We start from the raw sequence: 17,728 nt of genomic DNA on the forward strand, positions 1-17,728 counted from the left end.
ATTTCGTCTTATTATTTTCCTTCTCCTGGCCCGCCGCCGCGGAATGTTGCACCCCGGCCGTAAGAGCCTGATGAAAAAGTTCCAGTTCCATAATAGCCGCCGCCGGAATAACAATCATCATTATTGTTTCTGCATTTATTAGCCTGTGTCCGCTCCCAGTTTGAGCCGAAGCGGCCATTTAACATAGAGCCAAGAAACATTCCGGTAAAAAAGCCAGGATTGTAATGTGTGCGGACAAATTCGTCCTCGGCTACTTCTACAAGGGTCGAGCCGGGATTGTCCGGATCTTCCGTTAAGATAATAAATTCATCATCATAAACAAGCACCTGCCGTCCATCTACTGCTTCCCCAACCTGTTCAGGCTCCTGCACATCAATAAGTTCAGCTGCTGTATCTGCAAGGCTTTGATCAGTCCGGTAAACCATAGCCCGGTCACTGGCATTTGTACTGCTCTGGACAGCATCAATAAATGTATAATTTTCATCAATATAATCGTCCGCTTCCTGCAAGCCGCAGGCAGCCAAAAACAAGACTGCCGCTATCGTCATTGTCAGCCATTTCTTTTTTTTCATTATGAAAACACTCCAAATGAACAGAAACGGCCCGCCGCACCGGGCGGGCCGCGGTTCCTTATTCTTTTCCGAGCTTTTGCTTCAATGCGGCCAGTTCGTCATCCACTGCGCTGTTTTTCTTTAAGGCAGCTAATTCATCGTCCAGGCTTCTTGAACCGGCACGTAAGTCTTCGGATGTTTCGGCTTCTGCTTCATACTGCATTACTTTTTCTTCCATGCGTTCAAAGCCGCGTTTCGATTCATCACTGCCAACCGATGACATAGCCCGGTTCATTTTCGTTCTTGTTTTTGCTGATTCTGCCCGGGCTTTTAATGAATCTTTTTTCAGCTGCATTTCTTCGTATTCCCGCTTCATTTCTGACAGCTTTTCACGAAGGGCTGCTGCATCCGCTGCGGCCTGTGCATGGGCTTCTTTCATGGATTCCGCCTGCTTGGCGTAATTATTCTTATCCTCAAGCGCACGGCGGGCCAGGTCTTCATTTTCCGCTTCAATCGCGTCGACCGCCTGCTGCTGGCGCTTTTCAACCATGCTGTTCGCATCTTCGTACTTCTTTTTCAGCATTTTTTCATTTGCAATCTGCTTTGCCACAGCTGTTTCCGCATCGCGGATATCAGCGGACATCTCCCGCATGAACTGGTCGAGCATTTTTACCGGATCTTCCGCTTTGTCAAGTGCTGCATTTAATTCCGAACCTACATATGTTCTTACACGCTTAAAAAATTGAAACATTTTTTTCTCCTCCAATGTTGTTAGCTTCCCGCTAAAATAGTCACTTCGTATTCCTCAATTTCATACCCATAGCTGACTTCAACATCGCCGCCCCACACTTCCACAGATAAGAAGTGTTCCTCCGAGTCATCGGTGTAATCATAGTAATCCACATTTTTGCCATGGACATTCTCGCTTCGGCCTTCACCTTTTACATAAGCGCGCCCCTGTTCTTCCAGATAATACGTGCGCCCTTCATGAGATACTTTTTTCGTCCCTGGCTCAAGACCCGGCAGGCGAATGGTTTCATACATCCCCACTTCAAGCTCATCATCCAGCTCTACACTTAACCAGTGTGTTTTCCCATCTGCCGCCAGCTGATACGCATCCCACGTGTAGCCGCTGTCATTGTAATGAATTTTTCCTGTTACTTCGTAATCCACCAGATCATACGTAACAAAATCCCCTACACGCAGTGTAAGCAGTGTTCGTTCTTCCGCTTCCGGCACATTTTCTTCGGTCCCGCCAAAAAGCCGCCTCCAAAAACTCATTTGTTTTTCACCTCACTCTATGTACGAGCATTTTAAAGGAAAGTTTCACTTTCGCCAGATAAATTCATAAAATTTTTGCTTCTACAAAAAAACAGCTGCTATCAGCTGTTTTGCGAGGTAAATACGTTAATATGCCCTTTAAGCACCTCAAGCTGGAATGGAACCGGATCGCCCAGGTCGCCGTCTACATTCGCGGTCAGGTTCATCGAAGAGCGGACAGTTGCTTTTTTTGTTCGAAAGTACAATACGTCCGGATCTTCCTGAAACTCACCCCTCAGCAGGTTTGTACCAATCCGCAGCAATTTAGGCAGAGCTACATCCTTTACAATAAAACAGTGAAATAACCCATCTGCCGCTTTCGCATCCGGCGCCAGCTTTTCAAATCCTCCAACGGAATTGGTCAGGGCTGCTAAAAAAAGAAGTGCCTCCTCTTTATATACTGCTTCATTATCCGCTTCAACGGTCAGCGAAAACGGTGTTTTTTCTGTCAGTGTTTTTAACCCTTCTACCACGTAAGCAAACGCCCCGAGTGTTGTTTTTTGTTTAGATGTTACTTCTCCCGTCGCCTCGGCAATCCCGCCAACAGCCAAAATATTTAGAAAATAAGAATCATTAATCTTTCCAATATCAGCGGGTCTCGTCTTTCCTCCCAATGAAGCGATGGCCTCTTCCGGCTCAAGCGGAATATTTAATGCACGCGCAAAGTCATTAACAGTGCCAAGCGGAATAACACCGAGCACAGGACGATGCGGCTGTTCAGCAAGGCCATTAACCGTTTCGTTCATTGTCCCGTCCCCGCCCATAGCAATTACAGTATCAAACTTCAGGCTGCACGCTTCCTTCGCAAAGCGCTCCGCGTCCCCTTCTCCTTCTGTGAAACGCGCTTTTACATTGTATCCGAGCCTCTCAAGCTGTTCTGTAATTTGGCTGACATACTCCCCCGCTTTTTCTTTTCCAGAAGAGGGATTTGCAATAATCATGGCTTTTTTCATGCCGATTGGCCCTCCTTGTTTTCTCGACCGGCGGTTCCGGTAAAACTGGCCGGTGCCCAATTCATCATTTAGTATCAGCTCCATTTGCTCTAAATCGTTTTTGCCAACGGGCGGGTCTTTTTCGGACCAATTCACAATGTAAATAAAATAATACGTATGGATCAGCCGAAAAATAACATTTGAATGCGGGAACTGATCATAAACTGCCTTAATGTTATAACGTTTTGTATACGTCCAGCTGACTAATTTCATGCTTCCTCACCTAGCTTTTGTATACCCGAATTTTGCCGAAAAGAACATGGCAATCTGCCCTTTTTCGCTAAAAACAGTGAAAGGAAAAAAGCAGACTGGCTTGAATGTATTAATTATTAAAGAAAAAAGGAGGGTTACTATGTATACAGCGAAAGAAGCAGCAGCCGCCCTGGGTATTAGTCCATCAACGTTAAGCAAGTACATCATGGCACTTGAAGGAGCAGGATTTCGGTTTGAAACGGGAAAGCGCAACGCAAGACAGTTTAGTGAAAAAGAACTTGCTACGCTGCGCCAGATGATTGAGACTGCCGCCGCTGAAGATCTTCCGCCTGGACAAGCAGCCCATTTGATTGGACAAAACGCCTATTTTTCTTTAATGGAAGAACGGATTTCGGCTATCGAAAAGCGGCAGGAGCAGTTAATGAAATTATATGAGGATTTGTCTGCAAAGATGGATCGTCTTCCTGTTCATCATGTTCCCGACTATTCACCGCCTTCTTTTTTACTTTTACCAAAACGAAAAGCAGGATTTTTGAACTTTTTGTCGAAATGAATAGAAAGTTAAAGGTACATCCTGTTATAGTCAGACTATGTGAAAAAGAAGGAGATCTCTATTTTGAAAAAAGCAATCTTTTTTGACCTCGATGATACATTACTGGATGACAAAAAAAGCATTCAAACGGCTTTTGATGTTACCTGCAAAGAATTAGCAGAAAAGCATAACAAAAGAGCAGCCGATATTGAAAAGCACGTCCGCGCCGCTGCACATGCCCAGTATAAAACATATGATTTTTATCCGATCACTCTTTCGATTGGCATTAACCCTTTTGAAGGATTATGGGGAAACTTTGGCGACGTCCATCATAATGGGTTTCGGTCAATGGGTGACCAGATTGCAGATTATCAGTTGAAAGCATGGGAAAATGGCTTATCGGCGGCAGGAATTCCTTCTTCTGAAGCAGAATGGGCCCGCGAACAGTTCCGGGCTGTCCGCCGCAAGTCCCCTTTTGTTTATGAGGAGACATATGATGTGCTGAATACCCTGCGGGATAAAGGGATCCGTCTTTTGCTTTTAACAAATGGCGCCCCTTCCCTTCAGCTCGAAAAATTAACCATGACACCCGAGCTTGTCCCGTATTTTGAACATATATTGATTTCCGGGCATTTTGGCTTTGGAAAGCCTGAAAAAGCCATTTTTGACCATGCTTTGCGGCTGATGGATTTGCATCCTGAAGAAGTGTTAATGGTTGGAGATAATCAAGGCACGGATATTTTAGGAGCAACCCGGACAGGCATTGAATCCGCCTGGATCGATCATGGCGAAGGAAAAGTGGTTGAAGGCGCAAATCCAATTCACAAATTAAGCCGTCTTAAAGATGTTCTTTCTCTTATTGAATAGGTTTATTTTTTTCAAAATCGGGTAGTTATTATGAAAGAATAGCTGCCTGTTTTTAAGGTAAGAGGAGAGAACCATTTATGGAAAAGCAATTTCAGCCGTCCAAATTGGACATTAAAATTTTTGATAGAAAAAACAGCCGTCCCTTTGAAGAAGCATCACTAAACGATAAAGAAATTTACGAACTTCGTGACGATACAATGCGGACACCGCTTGAAAAAGCAGACGTGTTTGAACAGCTTCTTCAATCAGAGGATGCATGTGAATTATGGATTGTACCGGTAACGGAATCCACCTCGTCATTCACCCAGTCGCTGTCTGAAGAAAAAACAGCTGCTTTATTCGGAATGCTGTCATCCTTTCATGAAAAAGTACAGCGCGACCGGCTTTTTCTCATTTCCGGCTCCGACTGCTCAAGCAGCATGAAGGAAAAAGTGGAACAGCTTGGCTATACCATTCTTCCATGTGAGCTTGAAGAGCTTAAATCGCTTACCGTTGAATATTAAAAAGCGGGCTTCTCTGGACAGCCCAAAGAAAGCAGCCCCGGCAGAAGCCGGGGCTGCTTTTTACTATTCAGGTTAATTGTTAATATACTTTTCAAATACGGCACCAAAGTCTTTTACACGGTATTCTTCACTCGTTTTTTTCAGCCAGTCAAAGGCATACGCGTTCACCTTTTCAAACTCAGCTGCCAGATCAATTTGTGTTTTCGTAATGTTTTTAATTGAATTGGCCGACATATCCAGGCTCTGCTGGGCATAACCAAGATACATTTCATTCTCTCGCTGCATATCCGCAATTTTCAAAAGAGCTTTGTATAGATCTTTTAATTCTTCCAAATGTTTTTTGTGTACATCAATCGAATAGGTTTCATTGCCAAGAGAAAACTTAATTTCCACATCAAGATCAACTGTCCCGGCCGTTTCAAGATACACATTTGAGACACGGTTTGTGGAATAGTTATAGCGGCGGAGCATCCGCTTTTTGCTGACCGCATTGGCCCCGTCTACATGAACAAGCCCTAAATTGGTAAAGCAGTATTCGTCTGCTTTTGACTTGATGAGAAAATAAATTTTCTCGTTGTCTTCATGCATAATATAATCGTCTGCATCTACTTTATCGTAATCTGCCGGCTTAATCACCGCTCCAACATCACTTAACCCTAATACATCTGCTGCTACTTTTCCAAACATCGTCCCATCTCCTTTTTTACGAATCATATTAGTAATTACGGCTTTCCTTTTAAAAAGTTTCAATTTTTATATGGCATAGCCGCTTTCTTTTTTAGAATGCGCGCTGCCGGCCAATTCATTTGCGGTGCATTTTAAATTTTAAAAACAGTTCATTGTAGTGGGCAAGCATTTCCGGACCAAGGTTTTCATATACCTCCAGACGCGCTGTCATGTCAGCAGACGGATAAAAGCGCTCGTCCTTCACGATGTCTTCCGGCATAAGCTCGAGTGCTTTTTTATTCGGCGTTGAGTAGCCGACATACTCTGTATTTTGCGCAGCTACTTCAGGATCAAGCATAAAGTTGATGAAAGAGTAGGCTGCTTCAATATTTTTTGCCGTTTTGGGAATGACCATATTGTCAAACCAGAGATTCGATCCTTCTTCCGGAACAACGTACTCCAGATTATCTTTTTTCCACATTAATTCTGATGCTGTGCCGGACCAGACAAGCCCGATAGCCGCTTCATCATTTTCCATCAGCATGCGAATTTCGTCTCCAACAATCGCTTTAATATTCGGTGTCAGTGTATCGAGTTTGGCTTTCGCTTCCTGCAGATGTTTTTCGTTTGTATCATTCAATGAATAACCAAGGCTGTTCAGGCCCATTCCGATTACTTCGCGGGCCCCGTCAATCATTAAAATATCATTGCGAAATTCAGGCTTCCACAAATCATTCCAGGCAGTAATTTCACTTTTTACTTTATCAGTGTTGTATAAAATCCCAACCGTTCCCCAGAAATAAGGAATAGAATAGCGATTGCCCGGGTCAAATGGCAGATCCATAAACCGCTCATCGATATACATTAAATTCGGCAGCCGGGAATGATCAATCGGATAAAGGAGGTCCTGCTCACGCATTTTTTCAATCATATATTCAGACGGCACCGCTACATCATAGGTTGTGCCGCCCTGTTCAATTTTGGTCATCATTGCTTCATTTGAGTCAAACGTTTCATAAATAACTTTGATGCCGGTTTCTTCTTCGAAACGGTCAATCAGCTCTGCATCAATGTAATCTCCCCAATTGTAAACGGTGAGTGTATTCCCTGCTGTCTGTCCGCTGGATGCATTTAAGTGATCAACGGCATACAGAAGGCCAAATGCCACAAGAAGTACGGCAATGAGTGCCTGCATTAATTTCTTCACTTCCGCACCCCCACAGCTGATTTTTCATTGCGTTTCTGAATAAAGTAATAGCCAATGACGAGAAAGATGGTAAACAAAAATAAAAGCGTAGACAACGCGTTAACATTAAGGGAAATGCCTCTGCGCGCCAATGAATAAATTTCAACGGACAGAGTGGTAAATCCATTGCCGGTTACAAAAAAGGTAACCGCAAAGTCATCAAGTGAATAGGTCAGCGCCATAAAAAACCCTGCAAAAATTCCGGGGGTAATATACGGCAGAATCACTTTTGTTAAAATGTCCAGCCGGCTCGCGCCCAAATCGCGTGCCGCATCGATTAACGTACTGCTCATTTCCTCCAGCTTCGGCAGCACCATAATAACCACAATAGGCACGGAAAAAGCAATATGCGCCAAAAGAACCGAAGCAAACCCGAGCTTAACGCCGATTATTGTAAAAAGAATAAGAAACGATGCACCGATAATAACATCCGGGCTGACAATCAATACATTATTTAATGAAATAAGCGCGTTTTGATAAATCCGTTTCCGCGCATAAATAATTGCAAGGGCGCCGAGCACGCCGATAATAGTGGAAACTGCCGCGGAGAAAAGCGCAATAACCACGGTATTTAAAACAATAATGAGCAGGCGTGTATCAGCAAACAATTCTTTGTACCAATCCAGCGTAAAGCCTTCAAAGCTGCTCATTGTGCCGCCGCTGTTGAAGGAATAAAACATTAAATAAAAAATAGGCGCATATAACAAAATAAAAACAAAAATCAAATACGCGCGCGGCCAAAACCTCGCCATCCTACAGCACTCCTTTCTTCCGCGTGCCGGTCACAATCATCATCACAATCATAATTAAAATTAAAAAGACCGCAATGGTTGCACCCATTCCCCAATCCTGTGTAACAAGGAAATGCTGTTCAATTGCTGTTCCCAGCGTAATGACCCGGTTGCCCGCAATCAGCCTTGTCATCATGAATAAGGACAGGGCGGGAATAAAGACAGCCTGCACTCCCGCTTTTACACCTGATGATGTCAGCGGGAAAATCACTTTAAGGAATGTTGCCCAGAAAGATGCGCCAAGATCGCGCGATGCATAAATAAGAGCTGGATTCAGCTTATCAAGTGCATTAAAAATAGGCAGAATCATAAAAGGAATAAATATGTAAACCGATACAAAAACAAAGCTGAAATCGGTAAACAAAATTTGCCTCGCTCCTATGCCAACTGTTTCCAGAAGGCTGTTCGCGGCACCGTATGTACTGAAAATACCGAGAAATGCATATGCTTTTAGCAGCAGGTTCACCCAGGACGGCAAGATAATTAACAGCAGCAAAAGCTGCTTATATTTTGAATGGGTAATAAAGTAAGCAGCCGGATACGCAATAATCAAGCAAAAAAACGTGATAAGGAACGCATACCAGAATGAGCTGAGTGCCATCGTTAAATACACAGGCGTAAAAAAGTTTTGATAGTTGGCAAAAGTAAAATTGCCATTCAGGTCGAAAAACGAATAGTAAACAATAAGCAAAAGAGGCGCAACGACAAATAGGGCAATCCATAATACGTAAGGAATCCAGTAAAACGTGCGATTATTTGCCTGCATTCTGCCCGCCTCCCGCACTGTAGCTTTCGAGGCGCCTGTTAAACTCTTCCTGCGTCTCATTCAGGCGCATAACATGAATGGCTTCCGGTTCAAAATCAAGACCGACCGTATCTCCGACAACTGCTTTTTTTGTTGAGTGGACGAGCCACTCGTTTCCATCTGCGTCATAGCAGCAAATTTCGTAATGAACACCCCGGAACAGCTGGGAATCTACTTTTGCTTGAATTTTACCTGACTCGGCGGCCGTTACAGCCAGGTCTTCCGGACGGATGATGACCTCAACCGGCTCGTTTGGACGCAGCCCTTTATCGACGCATTCAAAACGGCGGCCGGCAAATTCCACTTCAAAATCCTGAAACATCACCCCGTCAATAATATTTGACTCTCCGATGAAATCCGCGACAAACCGGTTGATTGGCTCATCATAAATGTCAGTCGGCGTCCCGCTCTGCTGGATTATCCCTTCGTTTAACACAATGATTTCGTCACTCATTGCCAGTGCCTCTTCCTGATCGTGTGTAACAAAGATAAACGTAATGCCGAGGCGCTGCTGAAGCTCCCGCAATTCATACTGCATTTCTGTACGCAGCTTTAAATCAAGCGCTGATAATGGCTCATCCAGTAAGATAACCTGCGGTTCATTGACAATGGCACGGGCGATAGCGACACGCTGCTTTTGGCCGCCGGACATTTCCGACAGCTCCCTGCTTTCATACCCCGGCAGATTCACAAATTTCAACGCTTCTTTTACTTTTGCATCAATTTCTGCTTTTCTCATTTTTTTAATGCGCAGCCCAAACGCGATATTTTCATAAACATTTAAATGAGGAAATAAGGCATAATCCTGGAAGACTGTGTTTACCTGCCGTTTATTAGCCGGCACGTGATTTATCCGCTCCCCATTAAAAAACACATCCCCCGAAGTGGGCTCTATAAATCCAGCGATAATCCGCAGTATGGTTGTTTTTCCGCATCCCGACGGACCGAGAAGGGTATAAAATTTTCCTCTTTCCATATCGAAACTGACTTCATTTAACACACGCTCATTCGGTCCATAAGCTTTTGTTACCCGGTCGAACCGGATAATGCTGTCTCTGGTCACACTCATTCCTCCAAATCTGTTTATTCGACATCATTTTCTTTTCTGTCACATTATAGCGGATTTACATCAGATAGACTATTCCTCATTTATTAAACAATTTTTCAACTAAACTATATTGCAGAATTTTGCTTCTATCTTTCTTTGTATTTCTCCGGTTTATAAAAGAAAGCTTCAAAGCCATTGGGCTTTGAAGCTTTCACATTTTAAAAACAGAAAAAGGCTGCCTTTATTTAAAGACAGCCTCCAATATTATTCCCCAACCACAAACTCAAAGTTCGCGCTGAATTTTACATCTTTCCCAACAAGTACCCCGCCTGTTTCAAGAGGCGCATTCCAAGTTAAGCCGTATGCTTCGCGGTTTACTTTTCCTTCCGCATCGAAGCCGGCGATTGTGCTGCCGTCCATCGGGCTTTTGGATGTTCCGTTAAACTCCACGTTAAATGTTTCTGTATTCGTTACGCCTTTAAGCGTTAATTGGCCTGTTACTTCATATTCACCGTCTGAGATTTTTTTAACAGAATCGCTGACAAACGTGATGTGCGGATGAGTTTCTGCATCAAAGAAATCGCCGGAGCGAAGATGATTATCGCGATCCTCATTGTTTGTATCGATGGAAGCCGCATCGATCGTTACCGTCCATTTTGCCGCTTCTAGATTGTTTACGTCGCCATCAATTTTTACATCAAAGCTCGTGAACTCTCCTTTTGTTTTGGAAACCATCATATGTTTCACCTGAAAAGCAATTCCGCTGTGTACTTTGTCCAATGTTAATACTGTCATATTTTATTCCTCCCGTGTTTACAAAAAGTAACTTGATAACGTTAATATACACGAATTTTATTTCGAATTCAAGATATTTTTAAAAGAAAAATGCCCCGATGTATAAACCGGAACATTTATTTAGTGAATATCTCTTTTCTTAAAGCGGCCGCCGCGCACTTCCGCAATATCCGCGACTGCCAAAAACGCTCCTTCGTCCATGTCTTCCACAATGGACTTCAGCTTTGCTTCTTCCAGACGGTTGATCACACAAAAAATAACTTTTTTATTTTCTCCCGTATAAGCTCCTTCTCCATTTAAATAGGTAACACCGCGCCCAAGGCGGGCAATAATCGCTTCCCCGATTTCCTGGTACTGGTCACTGATAATCCAGGCCGACTTGGACTCATCAAGGCCCTGAATGACCACATCGATGGTTTTAAAAGCCACAAAATAAGCCAGCACGGAGTACATTGCCCGGTCCCAGCCAAATACAAAGCCGCCCCACAAGAAAATAAAAATGTTGAAAAACATAACAATTTCTCCAACCGAAAACGGCAGCTTTTTGTTGATTAAAATAGCCAGTATTTCTGTTCCATCAAGGGAGCCCCCGTAACGGATAACAAGGCCTACTCCTGCTCCGAGCGCGATTCCGCCAAATACGGCAGCAAGGATAATATCACTGGTGAAAGCGGCAACGGGGTGTAAAAGCGTCGAGGCAACAGACAAAACCGTGATGCCGAATACCGTTGAAATGGCAAACGTCTTTCCGATTTGCTTGTAGCCGAGGAAAAAGAAAGGAATGTTTAGTAAGAATAAGAAAAGTCCAAGCTTAACGCCTGTCAGATTAGATAAAATAATAGAAATACCAACGATGCCGCCATCCATAATTAAATTCGGTACAAGAAAAATTTCGATGCCGACGGCCATTAAAATAGCTCCGCTAAAAAGAAACATTGTTCGCTTCAGTAATTGCTTTATGCCAATTTTCCTGTGCTGCTTTTGAATTGGCTCAGGCTTTACTGCTTCCAGTTTTTCTTCGCTCACATATTCACACCCTTATTTTCCATTTCTTTTTATTATATCAATTCTGTTTCTATAAAAGAAGCGCCCCTCCGGAGAGAGACGCTTTTGTTTAATTAACACCGCTCATAAATTTGCGGATTTTTGGCGAAATAATAAGCAGCCCGAGGCCAAGCAGGATTGAGACAGCACCAATGACGCCAAAATAGATAATTTCGGTATCCTGGCTGTAAAAACGGACGAGCTGCGCATTAATTGCCTGTGCAGAGGCATTTGTTAAAAACCAGAGGCTCATTGTCTGCGCACTGAACGCAGCCGGGGCAAGCTTTGTTGTCACAGATAACCCAACTGGTGAAAGGCAAAGCTCCCCAAGAACAACGAGGAAAAAGCTGAGTACCAGCCACACAGGACTTACAAGTGCAGTTCCCCCAACTGCAGGAATAATCATTACTAAAAATGACAGGCCGGCAAAAAACAAGCCGAGTGAAAATTTGACAGGAGTCGATGGCTGGCGGCTGCCGATCTTTACCCAGAACCACGCAAAAACCGGTGCCAGCAAAACGACAAACAATGGATTAAGCGATTGGAACCAGGAAGATTGAAGCTCGAATCCCATAAAAGCAAGCTCTGTCCGCTTATCAGCATACTGCGCCAGAATAATGGCTCCCTGCTCCTGGATTGCCCAGAACATTACAGCCGCGATAAAAAGCGGAATATACGCAAGCAGACGTGATTTTTCGACACTCGAAGTTTTGGGGCTGCGGTACATAAAGAAAAAGTAGGCAGCCGGGATTATAATACCGAGCACACTGATAGTCATGGTGAAAACACCCAGTGTCAGGATGCCGGTTACAAGTCCCGCGGCCACAAGGATTGCAATGGCCACAGCACCAAGGCCGATTTGTGTAAATACTTTTTTTCTTTCTTCCAGTGATAGCGGATTTGGCACATATGAGCCTGCAAGGCCAAGATTTTTCTTTCTTGTAGCCAGATAAACAGCCAATCCAAGAAGCATTCCGAATGCGGCAATACTAAACCCAAGGTGGAAGTTGTATTCCTGTCCGATTGTGCCAACGATAAACGGAGCAATAAGCGCTCCCATATTGATGCCCATATAAAAGATACTGAAGCCTGAATCGCGGCGGCCGTCTGTTTCTGCATATAAATCTCCGACTATGCTGGAAACATTCGGTTTTAAAAGACCCGTTCCGATTACGATAAATGCCATCGAGCTAAACAGCCCTGCTGCGCCAAACGGCAATGCCAGCACAATATGGCCAATCATGATTAACACGCCGCCATAAAAAACGGTTTTTGATGTGCCAATTAAGCGGTCGGCAATCCACCCGCCAATAATGCCGGACATATACACAAGAGAACCGTAAATCGCCATAATGGAAGCAGCCGTCGCTTCACTTAAGCCAAGTCCTCCTTTTGACACTTCATAATACATATAGTAAAGAAGAATTGCCCGCATGCCATAGTAAGAGAATCTTTCCCAGAACTCCGTAAAAAACAGCGTAAAAAGCCCTTTCGGATGACCAAAAAAGCCGCGCTGAGGAACACTATCAACAATTGCTTTTTTATCCATTTTTCTGTATCCTTCCTGCCGAAAATTATCTTTAGAAAATTTTCAGAATGATTAAACCCTTTTAAATAAAAGGTGTTTAATAGGATATCAGACTTTTAATTATTATTCAACAAAAGTAAAAAAGTTGTTCTTTTCTGAATTATGATCCTTTTCAATCATCCAATTATTTTGTAATAGAAGGAATTTTCACTTTCAATGAAAATGTTTCTTCTTTATGAATAAAGTCTAAAAACCCATGGTGGGCTTTTACACAGTCTTGAATGATTTTTGTGCCTGTGCCGGTATGTTCACCGCTTTTTGTTGAAACACCGGCCTTAACAAACAGACGGTCTAGGATATGTACAGGAATAGGCAGCGATTCATTTGTACAGGAAAGCAAAAAAAGGCCGCTTCTCTTTGAAAATTGCAATGTAATTGAAGCCGGCCGGCTTCTTTCTTTCTGCCACTCTTCACATGCTTCAATACTGTTAGCCAGCAAATTGCCAGCCAGGCCAATAATGTCTTGATCCGGCACAGGCAAAGAAGATAGCGGAATTTCAAAATCATATACTATGTTAATTCCCGCTTTCCGGGCGCGCTTATACATGTGATGCAGAAGCCCTGCGACTGCTCCCGTTTCCCCTTTGATTGACAAATTGGTTTCTTCATAGCCGCCTACCAGGCCGTCCATATAGCTTATGGCTTCTTCGGTCTGCCCCTTCTCCATCATATATTGAACCGCGGAAATGTGTTTTAAAAAATCATGCCGCTCACTGCGCACTTTTAAAAACGTTTGATTCATTTCTTCGAGCTCCGTTTGAAGCCGGCCAGCCTGGTCCTTAAACTTGTTCATTTGTTTATAAAAATAAAAAGAGGCAGCTGCAGCAGCCGCAAATAAAAGTAAAAACACCCCTGACATTTATATGCCTCCTGGTTAAAAATAATTTTTTTGCAGGAAATCTACTTTCTCTTTTGTAATAATTGCTTTTTCGTTTATCCCTTCAAATGTGACGGTGTACGAGTTTTTCGCATAAAGTGAAAAGTTTTTTACGTAGTGAATATTAATGATAAACGAACGGTGCGACCGGATAAAATCACGTTCCCGCAATTCTCCTTCCAGTTCATTTAACGTCATATAGGTTTTAATCGGGCCTGATTTTGTGTAGATCGTTGTTGAACGGCCCGACCGCTCAATCAATATAATTTCTTTTTTCTGAACAATATGAATATCATTTTTTTGTTTTAAATAAAGCCGGCCGGTCATTTCGGCTGACCGCGATTTCTCAATCAGCCTTTCTATCGACTGTGTCAGCCGTTCTTTTGTGTAGGGCTTCATAATGTAATCATGGACATTCAGCTCAAACGCGTGAACTGCATAGCCGCTTGTTCCCGTTACAAAGATAACCGCTATGCTGAGCGCATGTGAATGGATAATATCCGCCAGCTCATAGCCGGATAAATTCGGCATTTCAATATCCGCAATAAGCAGATCAATGGTTTCTTTTTTTATTTGTTCATATGCTTCTTCGGCAGACAGCGTCGAAAAGACGATTTCCGTATCCGGAATAGCGGTAACGATCGCCTGCAGCTTGTCCAGGTCAATTGCCCGGTCATCTACCAGTCCAATTTTCATACTCTTCCCTCTCCATCCCGTATTGTTTTTAGTTTACCATTTTTATGTATAGCATGGTTCTTTTCGCGACAGAAAACGGACAATTCGCGACAGAAGGGAAGATTCATTCTTTTCTTTTTTGTATGATAATTTCAAGAAACAAAACAGACCGGGAGGGACAATAGATGATTTACATTGATGGTGTCACGAAAAAGTTTCAGGATAAAAAGAAGTCAGTAACTGCTCTTAAGCACATATCTTTTACTGTAAAAGAAGGCCAGGTGGTCGGCCTGCTTGGCGAAAACGGAGCCGGAAAAACAACATTGCTTCGCTCTATCGCCACACTTTTAACACCGACAGAGGGTTCTATTGAGGTAGCCGGCTTCGATACAGTGCACAAGCCGGACGAAATCAAAAAACGAATAGGTGTTCTTTTCGGCGGGGAGACCGGGCTGTACGACCGGCTCACAGCGCGGGAAAACCTGCTGTACTTTGCTTCTTTATACGGCTTAAGCAAGCATAAAACAAAAGTCCGCATAGATGACCTTGCTCTAAAATTCGGCATGCGTGATTACCTGGACCGGAAAGTCGGCGGCTTTTCAAAAGGAATGCGCCAAAAAGTCGCGATTGCACGGACCCTGATTCATAATCCTGATATTATTTTATTCGACGAGCCGACAACCGGCCTTGATATCACCTCTTCTAATGTCTTCCGCCAGCTCGTTCACCAGCTGAAGCGCGAAGGAAAAACAATCGTATTCTCAAGCCATATCATGGAAGAGGTCGCCATGCTTTGTGACTCTGTTGCAATGATGCATAAAGGAGAGCTCGTCTGCCACGAGGATTTAGAAACACTTTACACCCTCGAAGGAAGCCGGGACTTAAATTACATCTTCATGTCGAAGCTAGTAAGGGGAGGAACGTATCATGCTTCTTAATATTTATTTAAAAGAATTGAAGGATTGTTTCAGGGACCGGCGCACACTGTTACTCAGCGTATTTTTGCCTATTATCATGATGACCGGCCTTACACTGTTCTATGAAAAGCTTGTTTCGGATGGAAGTGACAGCACCTACACTTTAGCCGTTGATGAGTCATTTAAAGCAGAATCGGAACAAATTTTTGATACTTACCCGAATATTGAAATCCAGACCTCGGAAAATCCTGAACAGCTGGTCGCAGATGGGGAGGCGCATGCTGCACTTGTTACAGATGGATCGTTTATGAAAAATATCGAAAATGGTACTCCCGCTTCCGTTTCGATTATCGGAAACTCTTACAGCGAGAACTCGGCTTATGTAATCAATGCGGCAGCCGCTGCTTTTTCTGCACTTGAAAAAAACATTGTGCAGGAACGGCTTCAAACGGAAGGAGTCGACGCTTCACTTATTCAGCCATTTACAGTAGAGCAAAAAGAAATTTCTTCTGAAGATGGCACGATTAATTTACTGGCAATGCTGATTCCGCTTATTATGGCCCTGGCAATCGGCGTTGGTGCTGGACCAGCTGCTTCTGATTTATTCGCTGGAGAAAAAGAGCGTAAAACGATGGAAGCTCTGCTGATGACACCAGTGAACCGCACAACCTTGCTTATCGCCAAATGGCTCGTCATTTCCACTATTGGTGTATTGACCGGTTTCGTCACACTGCTTGTTGTTTCGCTGGAAATTGCTTTTCTAACCGAGAATTTAAGAGCTGCAGTTGATTTTGGCAATCAATTTATTGAAATTATCGGCTTTGCTTTACTGGTTACCATTGTATATTCTATGTTTAACGCCGCCCTTCTCATGCTGACAAGCATTGCCGGGAAAACCATTAAGGAATCTCAAAGCTACAGTACGCCTGTTATGATGATTAGTATGTTTCCCATGATGATCGTTTCCAGCCTCGGTGTAAATGAATTAACAGTACAGCATTTTGCTGTTCCGATTTTAAATTTATTCAGTGTTTTAAAAGAGCTGACTGTCGGAATCATTAATTATGAACATTTATTATTAATGATCGGTACCAACCTTCTTTGTGTGATTGCATTTTTGATCATCGGCCGCCTGCTGTTTTTAAAAGACAAATGGGTCATGAACTAATAAAAAAGCTGTCTCTTGACAATGAAGAGACAGCTTTTCACAATGTTGAAAGACAGAGCAGCCAATACATCATCATGCTGGAGGCACAAACGTTTACAAATAAGCTGGATTAATTCAGGGAAAATACAGGCAGCTCTTATTTCAACAAAAATGAAAGCTGCCTCTTCCGGAGAGGCAGCTTTTTTGTTTAACGGTTCTGCAGGATTTCTGTTAGAACAGGAACGATTTGTTTTTTTCGCGAAACAACGCCTTTTAGCAGCGCCTGGTTGTCTTCAAGTTTTACGTTGAATGCTTCTTCAACAGCTGATGTTTCCGCACCAATGGCCAGTCCAACTGAATCGCTGTTTAAGATGTCTGTTACTACAACAAGGAACAGATCAAGCGTTTTTTCTACGATCGCATCCGTTACCGCTTCTTCAAGCTCTGCTTTCAACGCTAAAACGTCTGCCGGATCAATGGCATTGATTTGCGCGATTTCGACTTTTTTGCTGCCCATCGGGAATACTTTTGAATCAATGCCAATTAGTTCCGCTGCTGATTTACCGCTTAAATCCGCACCGGCTTTTAGCATTTCAAGACCGTATTCGTCGGCATCAACGCCGGCAATTTGGGCTAATTCTTTCGCCGCTTTTATATCTTCCTCCGTGCATGTCGGTGATTTAAACAGCAGGGAATCTGAAATGATGGCTGAGAGCATAAGGCCGGCAATATTTTTTTCGATTTCTACACCATGTTCTTTGTAAAGCTTGTTTAAAATTGTCGTTGTGCAGCCCACCGGCTCCGCACGGTAATAAAGCGGATCTGCTGTTTCAAAGTTAGCGATGCGGTGATGATCAATAACTTCTAAAACACGCATATCTTCAATATCGTCAACGCTTTGCTGGCGCTCATTGTGATCTACTAAAATAACTGTATCAACTTCCGGTGACGCTTTTTCAATTAAGCGCGGAGCTTCTGCATTAAATGTTTTTAACGCGAATTCTGTTTCGCCGTTTACATCACCAAGACGAACGGCCTCCACTTCAAAACCAAGCTTTGTTTTCAGATCTGCATATACAATTGCCGAGCAGATTGTATCTGTATCCGGATTTTTGTGGCCAAAAATAAATGTTTTTCCCAATTGGTTTCCC

General features: G+C 43.3%; 20 protein-coding genes. 5 read left to right on the top strand and 15 right to left on the bottom strand.

Annotated features, from left to right (window positions below; all coding sequences use genetic code 11):
* Nucleotides 1–11: 11 nt before the first annotated feature.
* The 4 genes from VP98_RS12905 to VP98_RS12920 all read right to left on the bottom strand — a co-directional run bounded on the left by VP98_RS12905 (nucleotide 12) and on the right by VP98_RS12920 (nucleotide 3,076).
* Nucleotides 12–572, bottom strand: coding sequence for a DUF4247 domain-containing protein (locus VP98_RS12905; RefSeq protein ID WP_052712236.1), 561 nt, complete (start codon nucleotides 570–572; stop codon nucleotides 12–14).
* 58 nt (nucleotides 573–630) lie between these two features.
* Entirely contained in the window at nucleotides 631–1,302 is a 672-nt protein-coding gene (locus tag VP98_RS12910) for a PspA/IM30 family protein (protein WP_046175806.1), read from the bottom strand.
* Nucleotides 1,303–1,322: 20 nt separating this feature from the next.
* A complete protein-coding gene (locus VP98_RS12915; RefSeq protein WP_046175807.1) occupies nucleotides 1,323–1,832 on the bottom strand; it encodes a DUF4178 domain-containing protein in 510 nt (169 codons plus the stop codon).
* A 101-nt stretch (nucleotides 1,833–1,933) separates the two neighbouring features.
* Entirely contained in the window at nucleotides 1,934–3,076 is a 1,143-nt protein-coding gene (locus VP98_RS12920) for a YegS/Rv2252/BmrU family lipid kinase (RefSeq protein WP_331428707.1), read from the bottom strand.
* A 139-nt stretch (nucleotides 3,077–3,215) separates the two neighbouring features.
* On the opposite strand from VP98_RS12920, the gene VP98_RS18325 reads away from it, so the two are divergent.
* The 3 genes from VP98_RS18325 to VP98_RS12935 all read left to right on the top strand — a co-directional run bounded on the left by VP98_RS18325 (nucleotide 3,216) and on the right by VP98_RS12935 (nucleotide 4,978).
* Nucleotides 3,216–3,629 (top strand): MerR family transcriptional regulator, encoded by a 414-nt coding sequence (locus VP98_RS18325; RefSeq protein ID WP_156151391.1) that lies wholly within the window; start codon nucleotides 3,216–3,218, stop codon nucleotides 3,627–3,629.
* A 63-nt stretch (nucleotides 3,630–3,692) separates the two neighbouring features.
* Nucleotides 3,693–4,475 carry an HAD family hydrolase gene (locus VP98_RS12930; RefSeq protein WP_046175808.1) on the top strand — a complete coding sequence of 261 codons (783 nt, stop codon included), beginning with the start codon at nucleotides 3,693–3,695 and terminating at the stop codon, nucleotides 4,473–4,475.
* A 77-nt stretch (nucleotides 4,476–4,552) separates the two neighbouring features.
* On the top strand, nucleotides 4,553–4,978 hold the full coding sequence (locus tag VP98_RS12935) for a hypothetical protein (RefSeq protein WP_046175809.1): 426 nt from the start codon (nucleotides 4,553–4,555) through the stop codon (nucleotides 4,976–4,978).
* A gap of 72 nt (nucleotides 4,979–5,050) precedes the next feature.
* Here the strand turns inward: VP98_RS12935 and VP98_RS12940 are convergent, their stop codons facing one another.
* The 10 genes from VP98_RS12940 to VP98_RS12985 form a co-directional block, all read right to left on the bottom strand.
* Nucleotides 5,051–5,665 (bottom strand): PH domain-containing protein, encoded by a 615-nt coding sequence (locus VP98_RS12940; protein ID WP_046175810.1) that lies wholly within the window; start codon nucleotides 5,663–5,665, stop codon nucleotides 5,051–5,053.
* A 115-nt stretch (nucleotides 5,666–5,780) separates the two neighbouring features.
* Nucleotides 5,781–6,851, bottom strand: coding sequence for an ABC transporter substrate-binding protein (locus VP98_RS12945; protein WP_046175811.1), 1,071 nt, complete (start codon nucleotides 6,849–6,851; stop codon nucleotides 5,781–5,783).
* Nucleotides 6,848–7,642 carry an ABC transporter permease gene (locus VP98_RS12950; RefSeq protein WP_046175812.1) on the bottom strand — a complete coding sequence of 265 codons (795 nt, stop codon included), beginning with the start codon at nucleotides 7,640–7,642 and terminating at the stop codon, nucleotides 6,848–6,850. The genes VP98_RS12945 and VP98_RS12950 overlap by 4 nt, the downstream gene beginning before the upstream one ends.
* A gap of 1 nt (nucleotide 7,643) precedes the next feature.
* A complete protein-coding gene (locus tag VP98_RS12955; protein ID WP_046175813.1) occupies nucleotides 7,644–8,447 on the bottom strand; it encodes an ABC transporter permease in 804 nt (267 codons plus the stop codon).
* Nucleotides 8,434–9,549, bottom strand: a complete 1,116-nt coding sequence (locus VP98_RS12960; RefSeq protein ID WP_046175814.1) for an ABC transporter ATP-binding protein — start codon at nucleotides 9,547–9,549, stop codon at nucleotides 8,434–8,436. Before VP98_RS12960 ends, VP98_RS12955 begins: the two co-directional genes overlap by 14 nt.
* A gap of 249 nt (nucleotides 9,550–9,798) precedes the next feature.
* On the bottom strand, nucleotides 9,799–10,329 hold the full coding sequence (locus VP98_RS12965; protein ID WP_046175815.1) for a YceI family protein: 531 nt from the start codon (nucleotides 10,327–10,329) through the stop codon (nucleotides 9,799–9,801).
* Nucleotides 10,330–10,449: 120 nt separating this feature from the next.
* Complete coding sequence (locus VP98_RS12970) at nucleotides 10,450–11,316, bottom strand: YitT family protein (protein WP_407919218.1); 867 nt, start codon at nucleotides 11,314–11,316, stop codon at nucleotides 10,450–10,452.
* 127 nt (nucleotides 11,317–11,443) lie between these two features.
* On the bottom strand, nucleotides 11,444–12,922 hold the full coding sequence (locus VP98_RS12975; protein ID WP_046175816.1) for a peptide MFS transporter: 1,479 nt from the start codon (nucleotides 12,920–12,922) through the stop codon (nucleotides 11,444–11,446).
* A gap of 163 nt (nucleotides 12,923–13,085) precedes the next feature.
* Nucleotides 13,086–13,820: a sensor histidine kinase gene (locus tag VP98_RS18330; protein ID WP_052712238.1), complete on the bottom strand. Its 735-nt coding sequence runs from the start codon at nucleotides 13,818–13,820 to the stop codon at nucleotides 13,086–13,088.
* A 15-nt stretch (nucleotides 13,821–13,835) separates the two neighbouring features.
* Entirely contained in the window at nucleotides 13,836–14,534 is a 699-nt protein-coding gene (locus VP98_RS12985) for a LytR/AlgR family response regulator transcription factor (RefSeq protein WP_046175817.1), read from the bottom strand.
* 164 nt (nucleotides 14,535–14,698) lie between these two features.
* Here VP98_RS12985 and VP98_RS12990 point away from each other — a divergent pair, with 164 nt between their 5' ends.
* On the top strand, nucleotides 14,699–15,451 hold the full coding sequence (locus tag VP98_RS12990; protein ID WP_046175818.1) for an ATP-binding cassette domain-containing protein: 753 nt from the start codon (nucleotides 14,699–14,701) through the stop codon (nucleotides 15,449–15,451).
* Complete coding sequence (locus VP98_RS12995; RefSeq protein WP_046175819.1) at nucleotides 15,441–16,598, top strand: ABC transporter permease; 1,158 nt, start codon at nucleotides 15,441–15,443, stop codon at nucleotides 16,596–16,598. The genes VP98_RS12990 and VP98_RS12995 overlap by 11 nt, the downstream gene beginning before the upstream one ends.
* A gap of 187 nt (nucleotides 16,599–16,785) precedes the next feature.
* Here VP98_RS12995 and VP98_RS13000 read toward each other — a convergent pair whose 3' ends face one another.
* Nucleotides 16,786–17,718 carry a manganese-dependent inorganic pyrophosphatase gene (locus VP98_RS13000; RefSeq protein WP_046175820.1) on the bottom strand — a complete coding sequence of 311 codons (933 nt, stop codon included), beginning with the start codon at nucleotides 17,716–17,718 and terminating at the stop codon, nucleotides 16,786–16,788.
* Between the last annotated feature and the right edge of the window lie 10 nt (nucleotides 17,719–17,728).

The sequence above is a fragment of the Domibacillus indicus genome (assembly GCF_000970685.1).
GTDB classification, from domain to species: domain Bacteria; phylum Bacillota; class Bacilli; order Bacillales; family Domibacillaceae; genus Domibacillus; species Domibacillus indicus.

Bases quoted from the DNA above. Each gene is read 5' to 3' on its own strand.
- VP98_RS12905 (WP_052712236.1), bottom strand. From the start codon at position 572: ATGAAAAAAAAGAAATGGCTGACAATGACGATAGCGGCAGTCTTGTTT.
- VP98_RS12910 (WP_046175806.1), bottom strand. From the start codon at position 1,302: ATGTTTCAATTTTTTAAGCGTGTAAGAACATATGTAGGTTCGGAATTA.
- VP98_RS12915 (WP_046175807.1), bottom strand. From the start codon at position 1,832: ATGAGTTTTTGGAGGCGGCTTTTTGGCGGGACCGAAGAAAATGTGCCG.
- VP98_RS12920 (WP_331428707.1), bottom strand. From the start codon at position 3,076: ATGAAATTAGTCAGCTGGACGTATACAAAACGTTATAACATTAAGGCA.
- VP98_RS18325 (WP_156151391.1), top strand. From the start codon at position 3,216: ATGTATACAGCGAAAGAAGCAGCAGCCGCCCTGGGTATTAGTCCATCA.
- VP98_RS12935 (WP_046175809.1), top strand. From the start codon at position 4,553: ATGGAAAAGCAATTTCAGCCGTCCAAATTGGACATTAAAATTTTTGAT.
- VP98_RS12940 (WP_046175810.1), bottom strand. From the start codon at position 5,665: ATGTTTGGAAAAGTAGCAGCAGATGTATTAGGGTTAAGTGATGTTGGA.
- VP98_RS12950 (WP_046175812.1), bottom strand. From the start codon at position 7,642: ATGGCGAGGTTTTGGCCGCGCGCGTATTTGATTTTTGTTTTTATTTTG.
- VP98_RS12955 (WP_046175813.1), bottom strand. From the start codon at position 8,447: ATGCAGGCAAATAATCGCACGTTTTACTGGATTCCTTACGTATTATGG.
- VP98_RS12965 (WP_046175815.1), bottom strand. From the start codon at position 10,329: ATGACAGTATTAACATTGGACAAAGTACACAGCGGAATTGCTTTTCAG.
- VP98_RS12975 (WP_046175816.1), bottom strand. From the start codon at position 12,922: ATGGATAAAAAAGCAATTGTTGATAGTGTTCCTCAGCGCGGCTTTTTT.
- VP98_RS18330 (WP_052712238.1), bottom strand. From the start codon at position 13,820: ATGTCAGGGGTGTTTTTACTTTTATTTGCGGCTGCTGCAGCTGCCTCT.
- VP98_RS12985 (WP_046175817.1), bottom strand. From the start codon at position 14,534: ATGAAAATTGGACTGGTAGATGACCGGGCAATTGACCTGGACAAGCTG.
- VP98_RS12990 (WP_046175818.1), top strand. From the start codon at position 14,699: ATGATTTACATTGATGGTGTCACGAAAAAGTTTCAGGATAAAAAGAAG.
- VP98_RS12995 (WP_046175819.1), top strand. From the start codon at position 15,441: ATGCTTCTTAATATTTATTTAAAAGAATTGAAGGATTGTTTCAGGGAC.